The sequence below is a fragment of the Streptomyces coerulescens genome, from assembly GCF_042657965.1.
GTDB lineage: Bacteria > Actinomycetota > Actinomycetes > Streptomycetales > Streptomycetaceae > Streptomyces > Streptomyces coerulescens.
Map to the genome: position 1 here is coordinate 172,756 of NZ_JBHSKM010000016.1, position 18,182 is coordinate 190,937.

Here is an 18,182-nt window from a genome sequence, read left to right on the forward strand (position 1 = left end):
ACGACCGGGCCCGGTGCCTAGGGTCCGGCCTTCGCGGGCCGGGTCCCGTTCCCTGACGAGCCCTCGGCGCGGCCACGCAGTGCCTGGTGGACCGACCAGAGGACGGCCACGAACGGGACGGCCACGACGGCGCCGATGAAGCCGGCCGCGATCGCTCCGCCGACGACGGCGAGGGCCACGACGACCGGATGCAGACGTACGGCCCAGCTCATGACGATGGGATGCAGGAGGTGGCCCTCGATCTGACCGATGATCACGATCAGCGCGACGACGATGAGCGCGGTCACCGGACCCTTGGTCGCCAGGGCTACGACAGCCGCTACGGCCAGGGCGATGGGCGAGCCGATCAGCGGGATGAACGCGGCCACGAATTCCAGCAGCGCCAGCGGAACCGCGAGGGGAACCCGGAGGATGAGCAGGGCGATGCAGACCAGGAACGCATTGGTCGCCGCGACCAGCAGAATGCCGTGCGTGTAGCCGGTGAAGGTCCGCCAGGCGGCCCGGCCCGCGACCGTGAGATGCTGCCGGGCCCGCGTGGGGAGCTGATCGCAGATCCACTGCCACTGCCGGTCGCCGGAGTGGGTGAAGAAGACGGCGCAGAACAGGGCCAGGGCGAGGACGGTCAGCACTTCGAGCAGTCGGCTCGCGCCGCTCACGGCCTCGCTGATGAGGGTGGAGCGGTGGCTGGAGAGGAGCTTGCCGATCCGGGACTGCAGGTCGTTGAACGTGTCCGGCGGGAGACGGAAGGGCGGCTCCTCCAGCTGGCGTTCGATCCGGTCGATTCCCGCCACGAACTCCCTCTGGAGCCCTCTTCGCTGACCCGCCACGATCTCACCCACCAGGGCCAGCCCGCCGAAGACGACGACGAGGCCTCCGATGACCGCACTCGCCACGGCGAGCGGACGCGGCAGCTTGCGGGCCAGGAGGCCGGCGACGGGACGCAGCAACGTGGTGAGGACCAGTCCGAGGAACACGGCGACGGCGATCCGGTGGAACTGCCCGAGCACGGAGAAGACGGCACGGACGACGATCGCGACCGCGATGATCCGCCACGCGTACGCCGCACAGGTCCGCAGCCACTCCGGCACGCGCGACTCCGCGCCGCTCGGGCGGCCGTCGGACGGGGCGGGCGGATCCGGGGGCGTGGCCATCCTCATGCCCGTACCACCCTTGCCCGGTCGGATCGCGGAGCCGGCCCGGAATTCGCCCGAAGGCCGGTACCGGCCCGGTGGCGCGGTCGCCCGGCAGGTTCCCGGACCTGGCTCCGGTCGGCCCGGTGAGGTGCCGCCGGGTGGGGGAGCGTCGGGCTGCGAGCGGTGCGGGGGCGGTCGACAATTGGGCAGCGGAGGGCGTGTCCGGCCGGCCGCGTCGTGCCGTGGCTCGCTGCCGTGGTGGTGTCGGTCCGAGAGGAACGTGCTCATGGGCGCTGAGTCTTCGCCGGCCGCGCGCACGGGTGCCTTCGTCGCGGGGGCGGTCGCCCTGTTCTGTATCCAGCTCGACTTCTTCGCGCTGAACCTCGCCGTCCCCGGCATCGCCGAGGAGTTCGGGGTCACCGCCTCGGCCGCCCAGTGGACCCTCTCCGCGTACATGCTCGCCATCGGCTGCTGCTTCATCGTCGGCGGCCGGGTCGGCGACGTCTTCGGCCGGCGGGGCGCCCTGCTCGCCGGTACCGCCCTGTTCGCGGCCGGGTCCGTCGGCTGCGCGCTCGCGCCGGGGCTGTGGGCGCTGGTCGGGGCGCGGATCGTGCAGGGTGTCGGCGCGGGCTTCGTCTTCCCCGTGTCGGTCGCCGTGATCACCAACGCCTTCCCGGACGCGACCCGGGCCCGCGCGCTGGGAGCGGTGTTCGGCATCGCCAACGTGGGCACGGCGCTGGGACCGTTCGTCGGCGGCGGCTTCACCGAGGGCCCCGGCTGGCGCTGGATCTTCTGGCTGCTGGCACCGCTGAGCCTGCTGGCCCTGGTCGTGGCGTATGTGTACGTCCCCGACTCGCGGGATCCGACGGCACCACGCCAGCTCGACCTGACCGGCTGCGCGACCGTCGTGGTGGCGCTCGCCGCGCTCACCCTGGCCGTGGAACGCGGCAGCGCCTGGGGCTGGGACCACGCCCGCACCCTCACCCTGCTGGCCCTCTTCGCCGCGGCGGGCGCCCTGTTCGTACGGCGCGAGCAACGCGCCCGGCATCCGCTCATCGACCTCGGCCTCTTCCGCAACACCCCCTACGTCCTGGTGACCGGCACGGGAACCGTCACCAACATGGGCTACGCGGTCACCGTGTTCGTGTCGACGCTGTACCTCCAGCAGGTGCGGGGGCTGTCACCGCTGGAAGCGGGCGTGGTGTTCCTGGCGCCCGCCGCGCTCGTGGCGCTCAGCGGACCGCTGGGCGCCAGGCTGTCGGGACGTATGCGGCCGGTGTCGGTGATGGCCCTCGCCGGGACGGTCGCCGGTACGGGGATGATCGTGCTCAGCGTGGTGACGGCCTGGTGGCTGTACGTTCCGGTGTTCGCCTGGTGCGGGCTGGGCCTGGGGCTGGGCTGGACGTTCGCGAGTGTGGCCACCCAGCAGGTCGTGACGCCCGAGCGGGCCGGTGAGGCATCGGGCGTACTGCTGACGTTCCTCGTCACGCTCGGCGGCGTCGCGCTCGCGGCCGCCGCGTCCGCCATCACGGCGATGGTGCCGGAGCGGTCACCGGAAGCCGCGTACGACGCGATCCTGCGCTGCGGAGGCGCGGTGATTCTGGCGGCTTCGGCGGTTGTCCTGGTGGTACGGCATCGGCTCGCCGGCACTGGCAGCACCACGGGCACCGGGGGCGGGCAGCCGTCAGGCGTGGGAGGTCCGGCCGAGTCGCCGCGCTCGGCGGGCACCCGGACACCGGGCCGTGCCGACGGGCCACTGCCGTGACCAGCGGGGTGGAGCGGACCCGGATCCTGCACCGGTCGGTGCGGGTGACCCTCGCCGCGTCCGTGGGCTTCTACCCCTTCGTGTACGGGCTCGACGAACCGGTGCTCGCCCTGTACGCGCTCTTCGGGCCGATCTCGCTCGGCCTGCTGTCCCCGATCCCCGGATCCGGGCGGCAGCGGGCCGAAGTGATGCTGAAGGCACTGCCCGTGGGGCTCGGGCTGGTGGCCCTCGGGACCGTGCTGGCGGTGCACACCTGGGCGGCCGTGCTCGGCATGCTCGTCGTGGGGTTCCTCCTCGCCTTCGCGGCGATCGCGGGCCCGCGCCCTGCCGGGGCGGCGCCCGGACTCCAGCTCTTCTACATCCTGGCCTGCTTCCCGCCCTACGAACCCGACACGCTGGGGCTGCGCCTGGCCGGGCTCACCTTCGGTGTGCTCGCACTCGTGCTGTGTGAGCTGTTCGTGCTGCCGCCGCCACCGGAGCCGACGTACCGCGCGGCCCTCGCGCGGGCCCTGGCGACCGCGCGCGACACCATCACCGGGGACAACGGCCTCTCACCGGAGGAGCTGAGGGACGCAGGCGCGCAACTGCGGCTGTCCCACACTCAGCCCGCTCAACGTCCCGCCGGCCCGAGCCGCGCGGCCCGCGGCCTGGCGCAGGCGGGTTCCGCCGCCCGACGGCTGCTGGAACAGCTCGCCCATCTGACCGAGATCGGCGAGCTGCGCGAACTCGTACGGAGCGGCCCGGGGAACGAGGGCCGGGGCGGCAGGGACACGGCGCTGCGACTGCTGCTGCCGCGCGTGGTGTCCCTCCTCGACGAGACCGCCGCCGCCCTGCGCACCGGCCGGGCCGCCCCGGGCCCGCAGCGGATGGACGAGGCCATCGACGACTTCCAGCGGATACGGGCTCACCAGGCGGCGGGACCCGCCGACGAGGTACCTGCGACGGACGTCCTGCGCGGACAGGCGGCGCTGCTGGCGATCGCCGAGTCCGTGCGTGCCCTGGAGATCTCCGTGCGGGTCGGCCTCGACGGCCGGCGCACCGCCCCCATCGAACCCACGGAACTCTTCTGGTACACGCACGCCACCACGGCCCAACTGTGGCTGCGCCGGATCACCGGCAACATCTCGCTGCGCTCGGTGCAGTTCCACAACGCCCTGCGGATCGCGGTGGCGTTGGCCGCCGCACGCCTGGTCGCGGGCTCGCTCGATCTGACGCACGGCTTCTGGGTGCTGCTGGCCGTGCTCACCCTGAGCCGGACCACCGTGGGGGAGGCCTGGACGGCCATCCGCCAGGCCGTGACCGGCAACCTCGTGGGCGCCGTCGTGGCGGGCGCCCTGCTCACCGGCCTGGGCCGGCACACCGAGGCGTACGCAGCCATCCTGGCACCGGCCATGCTGATCGCCTTCGCGCTCGGGCCGCTGCTCGGCATCGCCTGGGCGCAGGGCCTGTTCACCCTGGTGGTGGCCACCGCTTTCGCCCAGATCGCCCCGGCCTCCTGGCGGCTGGCCGAGGCGCGGATCGTGGACGTGGTCACCGGCAGCGCCATCGGTCTGCTGTGCGGAATGCTCGCCTGGCCGGCCGGCGCCCGCGCCGAGGTGCGCAGAACCATGGCGGGCCTCCTGCACGAGTGCGGCCCGCTGATCAAGGGCACCGTCGGCATGCTCGCCGCCGTACCGCCCGGCTCGGTACCGGCCCCGCCCTCGCTCCCCGCGCTGCACCGGCTGCGCCTGGCCGAATCCGCCTACGCCCAGTTCCGCAGCGAACCCGGAAGTGATGTGCACGTACGCGCCGACTGGCACGCCCTACTTCTCACCGCCCATCACATCCTCCTCGGCGCCCAGTGGCTGCCCCGCTTCGACCTGCCCACCACCGCCCTTCCCCCGGAGGCCGGCGACCGGGCCCGGGACAGTGCCCGCGCGCTCGCCGGGACCACCGACCGGCTCGCCGACCTGTGCGGCGGCAGACGCCCGACGACAGCCGACGTGGCGCCGCCCGTGCGGCCGGCCGGGCCGCCGCTGCCCGTGCTGGTCGACCTCGACATGTGGCTGCGCAGCCTCACCGCACAGCTCACCCGTATCGAGGCCGGTCTGCCCGAGGCGATCCGACGACCGCAGCGCGGTCCGAAGGCCCCCGGCGCCGATGGACCGGGAAGTTAGGGGGCGCGACGTGTCCGGCCGGCACCTCCGCAGCGAGCTGCGCGGCCCCACCCTGCGCGGCTGGGTGTGGTGGCTGCCGCTGGTCGCCGTGCTCATCGACATCGCCGCCGAATTCATCGTCAGGGGCCGTGAACCGGTGAGCTTCCTGCTCGTCGCGGTCCCGGCCCTGGCCGCCGCGACGCGCGGCCCGCTGGGCACCGCACTGTCGGCGGTCGTATGCCTGGGGTTGCAGATGTGGATGGCGGCCCGTCGGCCCGGCCACTTCGACGAGCAGCACCACGTCGCGCTGTACGCCGCGACCGCCCTGATCGGCATTGCCAGTGTCGCGCTCGCTGCGCAGCGGGAGCGGACCCGGCAACACCTCATCCGCGCCAACTCGGTCGCCGAGGCCATGCAGCGAACCCTGCTGCGTCCTGTGCCGCGAAGACTCGGCCCGGTGCGTGCCGCCGGGTTCTACGAGGCCGGCGAGGGCGGCACCCTCGTCGGCGGCGATCTGTACGACGTGTGCGAGACGCCGTTCGGCGTACGGGCGATCATCGGCGACGTCCGCGGCAAGGGCCTCGGCGCGGTACAGACCGTCGCCGCGGTGCTGGGCAGCTTCCGGGTCTCGGCCCACGAATGGCAGAGCCTGAGCGCCCTCGCCGCCCGGCTGGAACTCAGCATCGCCCGCAACAGCCCGGCCGGCGACGACGGCGACCCCGAACTGTTCGTGACCGCGCTGGTGCTGGAGTTCCCACCGGACGGCGGCGAGGTGCGCATCGTCGACCGCGGCCACCCCCCGCCCCTGGCGGTCGGCCCGCACGGCGCCCGACGCCTGCCCACGGCACCCGGACTGCCACTGGGGCTGGGCGGACTGGCGCCGGACGGTGACGACACCACGGTGCACCTCCTCGAACCGTCGGAGGTGCTGGTCCTGCACACGGACGGAGTGAGCGAGGCGCGGGACGCCGACGGCGTCTTCTACCCGGTGCTCGAACGGCTCGGGCAACGGTTCTCCGGGGAGCGCACACCCGACCCCGAGGCGGTCGTGTCATTCGTACGCACCGACGCGGACCACTGGTCGGCGCAGGCCGACAACGACGACCGTGCCGTGCTCGCCCTCTCCCTGGACGCCGGGACATCCCCGCGGCAGGGCGGACGGGACACCGGCGGCGCCGACGGCGGGTAGCGTCGCCGACGCCGACCCGCGATCAGGGGTGTTCGGTCAGCCGGAAGGACTGCGCGGCCGAGTTGTCACAGGGCCGTTGGACCAACTGCACACCGTTCGCCGAACTGCCCGTCGTACTCAGGCACTTGCCGCTGTGCCGGGCGACGAAGCGGTAGCTCCCCGATGCCTCACGCTCAGGACGCCACTGCTGGTTGGTGCCGCCTCCGTAGGACCACAACTGCAACGGTGCGTTGTCGGCGGTCGAGACGCCGGTGACATCGACGATCTGCTGGGGATTGCCCCGGATCGCGATGCGGGAGTAGCCGCCGTCGGTGGGCCGGAACTGGAACTGCTGGGCCTGGGTCTGATTGCAGGTGTACTGCTGGATCGCGGTGCCGTTGGCGAGTGCGGCCGCCCGGGCGTCGACGCAGGTGCCGTTCTCTGCGTTGCTCACGGAGTACCAGGCGGTGTCCGAGATGGGATCGGTGGGTGTGGGATTGTCGCTAGCGCCGGCGAGCCACTTGAGCCCGTCGATGAGGAAGCGGTTCTGGGTGGGGCTGGCGAACGTGGACGACAGGCGGGTGTTGGTGGCGTAGTCCATGGCGTTGTGGCCGAAGTTCGCGTACAGCATCCGGTACTGGGTGTTGGTCCACAGGATCGGGTAGTAGCCGCCGTACCAGGTCTGGTTGGGGTCGGTGCCGAGGGGGAAACCCGACGGGTCGACGGAGGCCAGGATCTTGATGTTCGGGTTGGTGCGCAGGTCGTTGGACCAGCTGTACCACTCGCTGACCGCCGAGGTGAACGTGGCGGGAAGACCGGTGGTGGAGGGGTGGGTACGGTCCTCCGTGCGCAGCACGGCGGTCGTCGGACCCCAGGTGTTGGAACGGAAGTTCCCGCTGCCGAGGAAGGTGTTGTAGTACCAGGGCCAGGATCCGGCGTCGGTCGTGAACGCCGAGACGTGGAAGCCCATCCAGCCGCCGCCGGCCCGCACGTACCGCTCGAATCCGGCTCGCTGTGCCGCGTTCTGCGGCGCGTCGTCGAGGAAGAGGACGACCTGGTAGTCGTTCACGCCTCCGTTCGCGAGCAGATCCCAGTTGGTCGTCGCGGTGTAGGTGAAGTTGTTCTGGGCGCCGGTGCGCGGGAACCACTCATTGGCTTCCTTGACGAAGTCGATGTGCGCGGCGTCCCAGGTGCCGTGGTAGAAGGCGATGACCTTGAACGGGGCGGCCTCGGGCGCGGCGACGGCTTCGGGCGCGGCGGGGGACGGGGTGACCGCGAGTCCCAGCACCAACGCGAGCCCTGCCAGCAGCCGCACGGCCGGCCGCCTCCTGGGAGCCTCACCGGGGTGGCGGCGCCCGAGTGGGAGTCGAGGGAAGCGCCTTCGGTTGCGGACATGGGCTTGCGGTGGGGTGTCAGGCATGTCTTCTCCGCGTTCACATGTGCATGACAGGACTTATTTCACAGCATGATTTAAGAAGTGCTCGAAATGCCCTGTCAAGGCTTTGGTATAGGCCAATCGGCGTCGCCCGGGATCAAGCGAACTTGTTCGTGACGAACATGTTCGTTAGCCTGTGGACGTGTCCGAAGGAAGCCCCACCCCAAGCAGCCGCCGCGAGCGGCCCGCCAAGCCGGCCCTCACCTATGAGGGCATCGTCGCCACCGCCGTACGCCTGATGAAGTCCGAGGGACTCAAGCGCGTCACCATGCGACGGCTGGCTCAGGAACTCGACACCGGGCCGGCGTCGCTGTACGTGTACCTGGCCAACACGGCGGAGCTGCACGCCGCGATCCTGGAAGACCTCCTCGGCGTCGTCGACCGCACGCCGGTCGACGACGAGGGTGAATGGACCGACCGGCTCATCGCGGTGCTCGGCTCCTATACCCAGGTGCTGTTCGAGCATCCCAGCCTCGCGCACTCCGCACTGGTCGCCCGTCCCTCCGGCCCCAACTATCTGGCGCTGGTCGAGGCGATCCTGGCCCTCCTGCACGAGGGCGGGGTCCCCGACGCGCAAGCGGCCTGGGGCGTGGACGTCCTGCTGCAAGTGGCCACCGCCACCGCCGCCGAACAGTCCGCCCGGGACAGCGACAGCGCCGCCGAGGACGAGTTCCGGTCCCTCACGACGGCCCTGCGCAGGGCGTCGTCCGAGACACATCCGCGTATCGCCGCGGTGGGTGACGCGCTGGTGTCCGGCACGCCTCAGGAGCGTTTGACCTGGATCTTCCGCTCGGTCATCCAGGGGACCCTGACGACCCCCACACCGGCGGACACCACCCGTGCCGACGACGGCCGTCGCGAGCCGCCGGACTCCGGATCCACACCGAGGGGAAAGTAGACCGACCATGACCACCACCACTCACCACCCCGTCCTCGTCGTCGGCGCCGGTCTCGGCGGCCTGACGCTGGCCCGCGTACTGCACGTCAACGGCCTTCGAGCCGTCGTCCTCGACCTGGAGGCGAGTGCGCACATGCGGTCCCAGGGCGGCATGCTCGACCTCCACGAGGAGACCGGTCAGACGGCGTTGCGCATAGCCGGGCTCCATGAGCCGTTCCGCGCCAAAGTGCATCCCGGCGGACAGGCGTTGCGGGTCCTGGACAAGCATGCGCGCGTCCTGCTGGAAGAGGCGGACGACGGCACGGGAGGCCGCCCGGAGATCGACCGCGGGGATCTGCGCGAGATCCTGCTCCGCTCGCTGCCCGAGAACACGATCCGCTGGAACAGCAAGGTCGTCGGCGCGCGAGCGCTCGGCGCCGGACGGCACGAGGTGACCCTCGCCGACGGAACCGTCCTCACCACCGACCTGCTCATCGGCGCGGACGGCGCGTGGTCCCGAATCCGGCCCCTGGTCTCCGCCGCCACCCCCGAGTACAGCGGCATCTCCTTCGTCGAACTCGATCTCCTCGACGCCGACGCGCGTCATCCGGAGTGCGCCGAGCTGATCGGCGGCGGAATGTTCTTCGCCCTGGGCGACGACAAGGGCTTCCTCGCGCACCGGGAGACAGACGGCAGCCTGCACGTCTACACCGCCCTGCGAGCCGCGGAACACTGGCTGTCCGCCCTCGCCTTCACCGACCCCGACGCGGTCAGGGCCGCTCTGTCCGACTGCTTCGCCGACTGGGCCCCCGGCCTGAGGCAGCTGATCGCCGAATGCGACGGCCCGCCGGTCCCTCGGCTCATCCACGCACTGCCCATCGGGCACGACTGGGAGCGCACTCCCGGTGTCACCCTGCTCGGCGACGCGGCCCACCTGATGTCCCCCTTCGCGGGAGAGGGCGCCAATCTGGCCATGATCGACGGCGCCGAACTCGGTCAGGCGCTCGCCGCGCATCCCGGCGACACCGAGGCGGCACTGACGGTCTACGAGAAGGCGCTCTTTCCACGCAGCGAGGAGACTGCCCGGCAGTCGGCGCAGGGCTTGGAGACGATCTTCAACGACCGGGCTCCCCAGCCGCTCATCGACATGTTCGCCTCCTTCGCGACGGACTGACCTGCACACGGCGTACGTCCGCGGGCCCGCCGAAGCGGTGCACACCGGGCGTGCGTCGGTTCGCCGAGATCCGCGGCGACGGCCCAGGTGTCAAGACGACGGCCCAGGTATCAAGGTGCGTCTCCGTAGCGGGCGGCCATCGCGGTCGCGCGGTTGCCCAGGGCGGTGCGCAACGACTTCGGTGCCAGGGTTTCCGCGTCCGTGCCGAGCTGCCACAGCGCCCATTCGGCGTGCCGGGAGTCCTGGAAGGTCACCTCCAGCCGCAACCAGCCGTCCGCGTCGGGTTCTTCCGCGCGGACAGCCAGCGCAGTGTCCAGCAGTTCCTCCCGCAGCACCGGATCCACCCGGACCAGCACGGTGATGTGCTCGCCGTCGGAGAGGAACCGTGCAGAGCGTTCCCGCCAGATCCGGTCCAGGTCGACCCGGTCGGGTCGCTGCGCCGCCTCGGGGAGTTCCTCGGCCGCCAACACCCGTGACAGCCGGTAGGTGCGGTCCTCGCCGGATCTCGTGGCCAGCAGGTAACCCCGGTCGCGTACGGTGACCAGGCCGATCGGGTCCACCGTGCGCCACCGCGGTGCCCGGCCTGTGGCCGCGTAGTGGATGCGCAGCTTGTGGCCGGCGAGCACCGCGCGCCTGACCTCGATCATCGCGGTGTCGGGAACCTCCTCGGTGACCAGCCTGCGTGCGAGCAGGTCGGTCTCCGGGTCGACGAGAAAGCGCTGAGCGGCGTCGCTCGCGGAAGCCAGGTGGCCTTCGGGCAGCGCGTCGACCACCTTCCGGATCGCCGAAGCCAGTGCCGGGCGCAGGCCGAACACCTGCTCGCCGCGCCCCGATCGGGCGGTCAGCAGGGCGAGGGTCTCGTCGTGGTTCAGTCCGGTGAGCTCGGTCCGGAAACCGGGCAGCAGCGCGAAGCCTCCGTGTCTGCCGCGTTCGGCGTAGATGGGGACGCCGGCCGCGGACAGCACTTCGATGTCACGCAGCACGGTGCGGGTGGACACCTCGAGCTCGCGGGCCAGTGTGTTCGCCGTCAGCCGGCCGCGCTGGCGCAGCAGCAGCACCAGGGAGACCAGTCGGTCGGCGCGCATACGAAAACCCTAAGGGAATACGTGACCAAGGGTGTCGTGATTTGTTGGGAGGCTCGTTGACGCGACGCCGAAGCCCGTGACTACCGGGCCGAGGGGGCGTACGCACTCCCGATGAACCGAATGGAGCCGAAGTGGCAGTGGAACGAACGGCGGTCAACCCCGTGACGTGGTCGGTGGGCCTGGGATTCAACCAAGGTGAGGTCGTCTCCGGGCACACACGGACCCTGTACATCTCGGGGCAGACCGCGATGAACCGCGACGGGAAGCCCCGGCATGACGGTGACATCGCCGCGCAGTTGGCGCTGAGCATCGACAACCTGGAGGCCGTGCTGGACGAGGCCGGCATGTCCCTCGCGGACCTCGTCCGCCTCAATGTCTACACGACCGACGTCGATCTGCTGTTCCCGCACTACGGCGTGCTGGCGGCGCGGTTGGGCGCTGCCGGAGTCGCGCCGGCCACCACGATGCTCGGGGTGACGCGACTGGCGATCCCCGGCCAGATGGTCGAGTTGGAGGGCACCGCCGTCGCGTGAGGCGATCAACGACCGGCATCCAGCAGACCGTCGGAGCCTGAACTCATCGACGGCCCCGCTCAGCCGCCGGCTGTCACCGTGTCCAAGGGCAGCCACAGGGTGGTGTTCGTGGACGGGCCGACGTTCGTCTGGCGTACCCGGGTGAGTTCGGTGTTGGTGAGGGCCCGGTTCCAGACACGCACTTCGTCGATACGGCCGGTGAAGAACCCCCGGCTGTCCATGCGCTGGCCGATGTGCACGCCGAACGGCGAGTTGCGGCTGACGGATCCGGCCACGTCGGCCGTACTGATCGCCCTGCCGTCGATGAACAGGGTGAGCTGTCCGCCTCCGCGGCGCAGGGCGAGGTGGTGCCATTGGCCGTCGTTGTGCGCGGCGGTGGTGCTGACAGACGCGGACCGCACGGTCGTAGCGCCGCTGCGCACCGTCATCAGTCCGCGCACCCGGTTGTTCGCCGGTTCGCCACGGAGCCAGAACTGGGGCTGGTCGCCGCCGGTGCCGCCCATCCACAGCAGGGGCTGCTCGCCGGTCCGGCTGGTGTAGCGGAACCACAGGGAGGCGGTGAAACTCTCGGTGCCGAGCTCGAGTTGATTGCGGAACGGCAGGCGTACGGCGTCGTCGGTGCCGTCGAAGGCGAGGGCGCCGCCGAACCGGCCGGTCGTGGGCGCGGCCCCACCGAGCACGCTCGCGCGCTGGGCGGACGGGGCGCGGTCGGTGGTGGTCGGGTCGGCGCCGCGGCGCGGCCTCAGCCACTCCTCGTTGAAGCGGGCGAAGCGGATCTCGTCGCGGGCGTCGACGGTGCCGCCCTCGTACATCAGCCCCACCACGTCGCCGCCGATGTGCACCATGTCGGAGTAGCCCGACCAGTCCTGGGTCACCACGGTGCCCCGGTCCACGCTGTCCCAGGTGCTGCCGCCGTCGTAGGAGGAGCGGATCATCAAGGTCCGGCGGCGGTCGGGGTCGCCAGGGCAGGACAGCAGCAGGCGGCCGTTGGCGAGTTGGAGCGTCGAACCCTGAACCTGCGGGGTGTACAGGCTCGGCAGGGGGCGGAACCGGGAGGTGAAACTGTCTCCGCCGTCCACGCTGAAGGTCTGCGTGCGATGGCCCAGATCGGTGCCGTCCTGCTCGCGACCGCTGACCAGGATGGCACCGTCGGTGCGCTCGGTGATGGTGAGTTCGGACGGCTTCTGGTGGAAGGTGCGGTCGGTGGCGATGGGCCAGGAGTCGGTGGCACCGCGGCGCCAGGTGGTGCCGCCGTCGTCGCTGACGATGAGAGAGGCGTGGTTGGCGGTGACCCGACTGCCGTTCCAGGTCTCCGCGTTGACGCCGAAGACCAGGCGGCCGGCCCGGCTGCCGCGGGTGAGCTGGATCCCGTGGACCGGGCCGGTGGCGTACCAGGAGTTCCAGTTCGCGGGCCTGATCTGCGAGCTCAGGTTGCGCGGCCGGGTCCAGGTGCGGCCGTCGTCGTCGCTGTACTGGAGGTGGGGGCTGCGGTTGCAGGGCACGGAACAACTCGAGCCGTTCGAACTCGCCGGGTTGTGGGTCTGCGGCAGCAGGATGCGGCCGGTCGCCCGGTTCACGAGCGGGGTCGGGTTGCCGTGGGTGTTGCCGGCGCCGTCGGTGACGACCTGGAGCGGTCCCCAGGTGCGGCCGCCGTCGGTCGAGCGTTTCAGCACGATGTCGATGTCCCCGGCGTCACCGCAGGTGCCGTGCCGGCCCTCGGCGAAGGCGAGGAGCGTGCCTTGGTTGGTCTGCACGACGGCCGGGATCCGGAAGCACGCGTATCCGCCGGGGTCCTGCGACGCCCTGAAGATCACCCGCTGCTCGAACAGCGGTACGGCCTTGGCGGGTTGGGCGTGGGCGGGACCCGCAAGCGCCGCCGCGGTTGCCATGACCACGCCTGCGGCGAGGTCGGCTCTCAGATGTGCGCGAAGCCTCGACGGCATAGAGGGCCCTTCGTTGTGCCATTGTCCGAACAAACATCCCAAGTCCAATTTATTAAGATTTGGGAGTATTTGGCACAGGTGACACGCCGTAGTCGGCGAGCGAAGGACCCCTCGATGCGCAACAGCAACTGGCTGTGATTACAGGTTGGTTGGTGTGGAGGCGCGGCCAGGTGCTCGAGACTGCCTGATTACGCGTCAGATTCACCCGGATGGCCCGCAGGGCAGCGCCAGCTCTGCTCGACGTCCTTGACGAACACGATCCCGTCGATGGCGTTCAGATGGGCCGGGTCGAGCGAGGCGTACCCGAACCACGGGGAGACGCGGGGTGCGGGGCGGGTGTCGCCGAGCGCGGCGGCCAGCTGGGCGGGGTCGATGACGGAGCTGGGATGCGGACGGGCGTAGAGCAGTCCTTCCAGGGTGTCCGGCGGGGGTGTGCCGACGCCCTGGTGGTGGATCGTGCCGAGGGCCGTGGCCACGAAGGCGTAGTCCTCGCCGAGTTGGGCGCTCACCAGGGCGCCGGCGCTCCACCACTCCAGCCGGCTGCCGCCCATCCGCATCGAGCTCTTCTCCCGCTGGAGATGGGAGTTGTGGGCGTGGACGAACACCGGACCACGCTCGGCGAGGGACAGGAGGTTGTGGGCCATCATCTGGTCCCGCACGCTGACCAGCCGGGTCAGGCGGGCCGGTGAGGTGTCGGCCATCCAGTGGTGGTAGCGCAGCAGGCCGGTCGCGGTGCGGGCGTAGAGGCGGGCCCGTTGCCATTCCTCCCACGAGGACTCCGCGAGCAGCTGCGGCATCCGCTCGTCCAGCAGCGCGGCCAGATCGTCGGCGATCAGGCGCAGCTCCCCGGCTTGCGTCGATCGCCCCATGGACCGGGACGGGTCCATCATCGCGGCGGGGTCGGTCCACCGGTCGTCGGCCCCGAGCAGGCGGTCGAGTGCGTCGGCGGGGCAGGGCAGCAGGTCTCTGGCCACCCGGGCGGAGAGGTAGTCGTGGAGCCCGCTCAGAACCTGCCGGGGACTCGCTGCTTCCGTGATCTCCAGCGGGCCGTCGAAACCGGCGAAGCGGAGCTGTTCGGATTCGGGGCGGTCCTCGTTGTAGGCACGCATCCAGCGGACCAGCTCGCGGTTGCCCGTGAAGGCGCCCCAGTCGTGGCTGATCCCGTGCTCCATGGCCTCTTCGAGGGTGCCGGTGCCGGAGGTGAGGTAGTCGTCCACCAGCAGGCCCTTCAGGCAGTCGCTCTCGATCGCGATCGTCCGGTAACCCTCCTGCTCGACGAGTTGCCGGAAGAGCTCGTTGCGCAGGTCGAGCAGAGTGTCCTCCCCGTGGGTGGGCTCGCCGAGGGCGAGCAGTCGGGGTCGGGCCGGGAGCAGCCTCATCACGGAAGCAGCCTCGACGGCTTGGGCGGTGTCCTTGATGTCAGTCGCCATGCCTTCAACGGTATCGTTGAACCTTCGATGGAGACTTTGACGCGATGCCGCCCCGATATCGTCGGTTCCATGGACCGAAACCTTCAAACCGGTGAGCGGCTCCGGCCGGTCGATCTGGCGCGCCCGCACGGTCTGTCCACGCAGGCGGTCAGGAACTACGAGGACGCCGGCATCCTTCCGGCCGCCGCTCGCACGCCCCACGGTTACCGCACCTACACCTCGCTCCACGCCGGAGCCCTGCGCGCGTTTCTCGCCCTGGTGCCCGGACACGGCCACCGGACGGCGACGGCGATCATGCGGGCCGTGAACCAGGGGCTCGTGGACGAGGCCTTCCATCTCATCGACGAGAGTCACGCCCAACTCCTCGACGACCGGCGGACCCTTCAAGCCGTGGAGAGCGCCCTGCGCGACCTGGAGCGCGACGCGATGCCCGAGTCCGGCACGGCGTCCGGGTCCGGCGGCACCTTCATCGGCCCGCTGGCGCAGGCGCTGGGGATCCGGCCCGCGACGCTGCGCAAGTGGGAGCGCGCCGGGCTGGTACGCCCGCGCCGTGACCCGCGGACCGGCTACCGCGTCTACGACGAGGCGGACGTACGGGACGCCCGGCTGGCCCACCAACTCAGGAGGGGCGGCTATCTCCTGGAGCACATCGCACCGCTGATCAGCCAGGTGCGGGCGGCCGGCGGTCTGAAGCCACTGGAGGCCGCGCTGTCGGACTGGCACGACCGGCTGGCCGCCCGCGGAAGGGCGATGCTGTCCGGGGCCGCCGAGCTGGAGGCGTACCTTCGCGAGCGCGGCTGAGCGCGGTCAGCGCGGCTGAGGCCGAGAGTCACATGCTGGTGAACCGTTGGCCGACCGAACGTGCCCGGCCCCCCAACACCCTCTCCCACCTCCCGTCCGCCCCGCCGCTCGCACACGGTTCTGCTCGTCCGGCGCGCGATCGAGATGACCTAAACCGGTCCGCGGCCGACCATCCGACCGGTCCATACCAGTGGCAGTCGCACCGGCGGAGCCCGGCAGTCCGCCGAAACGGTGCTTCCCCCTCCCACCTGGGCCGCAGAGTCCGAAGCCGACCCGCCGGGCACAGATGATCCACCGTCGAGCACACGGTCCGGCGGAGCTGACCCACCCCGATGCACCTGCGTTTTTCCGTCAGGTTCCGCAGCAAGAGCACGAAAGCTCCACAGATACATCACTATTTGACGCGACGAATGCGTCGACGACCGGTCTCTGAGGGGGAAGCCGGCGTCACGCGCGGGGGTGGCGTCCGCTCAGCGGAGCAGTGCTCACCCCTGCCCGGGGAGGGGACAGCACCGCATGAAGCGGACCTTACGCACCACGCTGCTGACGACGGGCGCGCTCATAGCCGCCTTCGGTCTGCCGGCCGGACAAGCGGCGGCCGAGCCGTCGCCCCGCATCGACCTGCGGGTGCTCGTCGTCAGCGACGGCGGTCCGGCCACCGACGCCATAGCCGCCGAACTGGACACCGCCGGAACGCCGTACACCGAGATCGACCTCACCCGGTCCGACCGCCCGGTGATCGACGCCGGTTACCTCGCGGACACCGTGAACGGCCAGGACCGCGCCAAGTTCCAGGCGGTCGTCCTGCCCAACGACAACCCGTTCCCGGAGAACTCGCCGGAGATGGCCGCGCTCGTGGCGTACGAGACGGCATTCGACATCCCGCAGGTCGACGCGTACACCTACGCCCGCCCCGAGGCCGGCCTTCAGTACCCCGTCCACGGCGGCTACTCCGGCAGCGTCGACGGAGTGCAGGCCCAGGTGACGGACGCCGGGCGGGCAGGCCCCTTCGGCTACCTGGACGGTCCGGTGCCGTTCGAGGACAACTCGCCCACCGTCGGCGAGAGTTACGCCTTCCTGTCGACGCCGATGGCCGGCGCCGACTTCACCCCGTACGTGCAGGCACCGATCCCGGGCACGGCCGCGCAGGGCTCGCTCGTGGGGGAGTACCGGCACGACGGGCGCCGTGAACTCGTCGTCACGTTCGTCTACAACCAGTACCAGCAGCAGTTCCGGCTGCTGGCCCGCGGCATCGTCGAGTGGATGACCGGCGGGGTGCACCTCGGCTCCTCCCGCAACTACTTCGCCGTCCACGTGGACGACGTGTTCGCCGGGGACGACCGCTGGAACTCCACCCTCAACTGCACACCCGGTGACGTGGACTGCACGGACCCGGACGCCACGCCCGACCCGATCAGGATGACGCCCGACGACGTCGATCACGCCGTCGCCTGGCAGCGCGAGCGCGGTTTCACCTTCGACCTCGCCTACAACGGCGCCGGCAGCGTCGACCACCGCGAGGACAACAACGGGGCCGACCCGCTGGCCGACCGGTTCGTCGCCGAACGGGCCGAGTTCCGGTGGATCAACCACACCTACACCCATGCGTACCTCGGCTGCGAGCAGGACACCACGGTCGTGCCGTGGCGCTGCGCCACCAACGCCGACGGCAGCACCAAGTGGGTGAGCCGGAGCGACGTCGCCGACGAGATCGCCCACAACACCGTGTGGGGCCGGTCGGCCGGACTGCCCCTGGACAACGACGAGTTGGTGACCGGGGAGCACTCCGGACTGCGGGTGCTGCCGCAGCAGTCGGACGACAATCCCAACCTGGCGCTCGCCCTCACCGACACCGGCATCACCTGGCTCGCCTCGGACAACTCCCGCGAGCCCGGCCAGCGGCAGGTCGGCCCCGCCACCACCGTCCCGCGCTACCCGATGAACATCTTCTACAACGCGGGCCGGGCGGCCGAGCAGGTCGACGAGTACAACTGGATCTACACCAGCCGTGCGCAGGGCGGCAGCGGCATCTGCGAGGACAACCCGGCCACCACGACCTGCCTGCCCGCGCCCCTCGACACGGCGACCGGCTATCCGCAGCACATCGTGCCCCTGGAGCGGCAGATCGCGCTCGGCCACGTCCTCGGCAACGACCCCAAGCCGCACTTCATCCACCAGTCCAACCTGGCCGAGGACCGCATCGCCTACCCGGTCCTGGACGGCGTGCTCGACACCTACGACACGCTGTTCGCGCAGAACACGCCGTTGGTCAACCTGAGAATGAAGGACATCGGCAACGAGCTGAAGCGGCGCGCCTCGTGGCGGACCGCGGTGGCCGACGGGCAGGTCGCCGCCTACCGGATCGGCGACACCGTCACGATCGAGAGCCCCGCCGGCGTCGACGTCCCCGCCACGATGCCCGAGGGCACCACGCGGGCGGGCTCCGCCTTCGGCGACGCGTACGCGGGCGAACGGTCCGGGTGGACCCCGGCCGCCACACCGCTCACCCTCACCCTGCCGCAGTCCGCGGCATCCTCCACGGCCGTCGGCGGGGGCGGTTCCGCGCCGGCCACCGACCCGGCACCGGGCGCCCGGGTGCCCGAGGGCGTGGCCGAGCCCGTCTCTCCCGCGGGGAGCTGACCGACCCACCGGCAGCGAGGTCCCGGACGCCCAGCGGCGCGCCGGGACCGGCACCCCTCACCA

General features: G+C 71.1%; 13 protein-coding genes. 8 read left to right on the plus strand and 5 right to left on the minus strand.

Annotated features, from left to right (window positions below; translation table 11 throughout):
* Positions 1-17: 17 nt before the first annotated feature.
* On the minus strand, positions 18-1,157 hold the full coding sequence (locus tag ACFPQ9_RS22265) for an AI-2E family transporter (protein WP_380855813.1): 1,140 nt from the start codon (positions 1,155-1,157) through the stop codon (positions 18-20).
* 262 nt (positions 1,158-1,419) lie between these two features.
* Between ACFPQ9_RS22265 and ACFPQ9_RS22270 the strand changes: the two genes are divergently transcribed.
* Genes ACFPQ9_RS22270 through ACFPQ9_RS22280 form a run of 3 tightly spaced genes read left to right on the plus strand, consistent with a single transcriptional unit; the run spans position 1,420 to position 6,222 of the window.
* Complete coding sequence (locus tag ACFPQ9_RS22270; protein ID WP_380855816.1) at positions 1,420-2,898, plus strand: MFS transporter; 1,479 nt, start codon at positions 1,420-1,422, stop codon at positions 2,896-2,898.
* On the plus strand, positions 2,895-5,054 hold the full coding sequence (locus ACFPQ9_RS22275) for an FUSC family protein (protein WP_380855819.1): 2,160 nt from the start codon (positions 2,895-2,897) through the stop codon (positions 5,052-5,054). The genes ACFPQ9_RS22270 and ACFPQ9_RS22275 overlap by 4 nt, the downstream gene beginning before the upstream one ends.
* Positions 5,055-5,064: 10 nt before the next feature.
* Positions 5,065-6,222, plus strand: coding sequence for a PP2C family protein-serine/threonine phosphatase (locus tag ACFPQ9_RS22280; protein WP_380855822.1), 1,158 nt, complete (start codon positions 5,065-5,067; stop codon positions 6,220-6,222).
* A gap of 22 nt (positions 6,223-6,244) precedes the next feature.
* Here ACFPQ9_RS22280 and ACFPQ9_RS22285 read toward each other — a convergent pair whose 3' ends face one another.
* Positions 6,245-7,516 (minus strand): ThuA domain-containing protein, encoded by a 1,272-nt coding sequence (locus ACFPQ9_RS22285; protein ID WP_380855825.1) that lies wholly within the window; start codon positions 7,514-7,516, stop codon positions 6,245-6,247.
* Between the two features lie 262 nt (positions 7,517-7,778).
* Between ACFPQ9_RS22285 and ACFPQ9_RS22290 the strand changes: the two genes are divergently transcribed.
* The gene (locus tag ACFPQ9_RS22290; RefSeq protein ID WP_380855828.1) at positions 7,779-8,534 is read left to right on the plus strand and encodes a TetR/AcrR family transcriptional regulator; all 756 of its coding nucleotides are present in this window, start codon (positions 7,779-7,781) and stop codon (positions 8,532-8,534) included.
* 7 nt (positions 8,535-8,541) lie between these two features.
* Complete coding sequence (locus tag ACFPQ9_RS22295; protein WP_380855831.1) at positions 8,542-9,687, plus strand: FAD-dependent oxidoreductase; 1,146 nt, start codon at positions 8,542-8,544, stop codon at positions 9,685-9,687.
* A 110-nt stretch (positions 9,688-9,797) separates the two neighbouring features.
* On the opposite strand, the gene ACFPQ9_RS22300 is transcribed toward ACFPQ9_RS22295, so the two are convergent.
* Positions 9,798-10,772, minus strand: coding sequence for a helix-turn-helix transcriptional regulator (locus ACFPQ9_RS22300; RefSeq protein ID WP_380855833.1), 975 nt, complete (start codon positions 10,770-10,772; stop codon positions 9,798-9,800).
* A 137-nt stretch (positions 10,773-10,909) separates the two neighbouring features.
* On the opposite strand from ACFPQ9_RS22300, the gene ACFPQ9_RS22305 reads away from it, so the two are divergent.
* Positions 10,910-11,305, plus strand: coding sequence for a RidA family protein (locus ACFPQ9_RS22305; protein ID WP_380856280.1), 396 nt, complete (start codon positions 10,910-10,912; stop codon positions 11,303-11,305).
* Positions 11,306-11,364: 59 nt separating this feature from the next.
* Here the strand turns inward: ACFPQ9_RS22305 and ACFPQ9_RS22310 are convergent, their stop codons facing one another.
* Positions 11,365-13,248, minus strand: coding sequence for an exo-alpha-sialidase (locus tag ACFPQ9_RS22310; protein WP_380855836.1), 1,884 nt, complete (start codon positions 13,246-13,248; stop codon positions 11,365-11,367).
* A 188-nt stretch (positions 13,249-13,436) separates the two neighbouring features.
* On the minus strand, positions 13,437-14,678 hold the full coding sequence (locus ACFPQ9_RS22315; protein WP_380855839.1) for an erythromycin esterase family protein: 1,242 nt from the start codon (positions 14,676-14,678) through the stop codon (positions 13,437-13,439).
* A gap of 69 nt (positions 14,679-14,747) precedes the next feature.
* On the opposite strand from ACFPQ9_RS22315, the gene ACFPQ9_RS22320 reads away from it, so the two are divergent.
* Positions 14,748-15,479 (plus strand): TioE family transcriptional regulator, encoded by a 732-nt coding sequence (locus ACFPQ9_RS22320; RefSeq protein WP_380855842.1) that lies wholly within the window; start codon positions 14,748-14,750, stop codon positions 15,477-15,479.
* A 516-nt stretch (positions 15,480-15,995) separates the two neighbouring features.
* Positions 15,996-18,119, plus strand: coding sequence for a hypothetical protein (locus ACFPQ9_RS22325; RefSeq protein WP_380855845.1), 2,124 nt, complete (start codon positions 15,996-15,998; stop codon positions 18,117-18,119).
* Positions 18,120-18,182: the final 63 nt, after the last annotated feature.